Origin of the sequence: Mesorhizobium sp. M7A.F.Ca.US.005.03.2.1 (assembly GCF_003997795.1) — a bacterium.
Lineage (GTDB): Bacteria > Pseudomonadota > Alphaproteobacteria > Rhizobiales > Rhizobiaceae > Mesorhizobium > Mesorhizobium ciceri.
The window spans coordinates 1-772 of record NZ_RZRP01001451.1 but is presented as its reverse complement, the minus strand read 5'-3'; the positions used below and the strand labels follow the sequence as shown (position 1 = coordinate 772).

The window sequence follows — 772 nt, the reverse complement described above, 5'->3', positions numbered from 1 at the left end:
GATCTGGCGGATCGCGGCGGCAGCGGCAGCAACGCGGGAAGAGAAACTGTTCATCGGAAACCACCCCTGGGGAAAATCACCTTGCGTTGCATGCTGTCCGCGGATCTCTATCATTAATCGGGTCGCGAACGTTCGGTTGTTGAGCGCCATGACCAGGTGCGGCGCGAGCCCGCCTATCACATATCCGGCTCCCCAGCGCCATCGTCCATCATTTACGTCCTTCCGGGCGGAAATTTTGCGAAATATTTTCAGCTACTTGCGGGTGCATTCTCATACCCCCTCGCATCGGGCGGTATGAAATCGCTATCTCTGCGGGGATTGGAGGGCCGGCGGCGACGCCGCTCATTGCGCACATCACGCAGCCGTTTCCCGCCATTTTGGCTTTCGCGCAACACTGCGATGGCCGCAGCGGGGCGCCGATCACATTTCGACTCGACAGGACTTAGTTCTGCCGCACTCTGCCTGTCCGGGAGGTATCGTGAGGATAGACAGGCCTTTCGGCCGGAGTTGGAAATTCAGGCGTGCCTTTGAAGAAGATTTTTACCGTTGTCCTGGCCTTGTTCGTCGCCGGCTGCGCCGGCCAGCAAACACAGGAATTGCTTGGCAGCGCCATGGTGTCGGCGCCGGTGACGGAGATCGCCGGCAACCACTCGATCTTCATCGCCACGACGCGCAAGAAATCCGACGATCCCAACAAGGTTTTCGACGGCGAACGGTCGGCGACGCTGAACTATGCCCGCGTCAACGTCACCGTTCCGGGGCTTCACAAGAC

General features: G+C 59.6%; 1 pseudogene. It reads left to right on the top strand.

Annotated features, from left to right (window positions below):
* Nucleotides 1–521: 521 nt before the first annotated feature.
* Nucleotides 522–772 (top strand): annotated as a pseudogene (locus tag EN991_RS38425) (hypothetical protein); the annotation flags it as partial.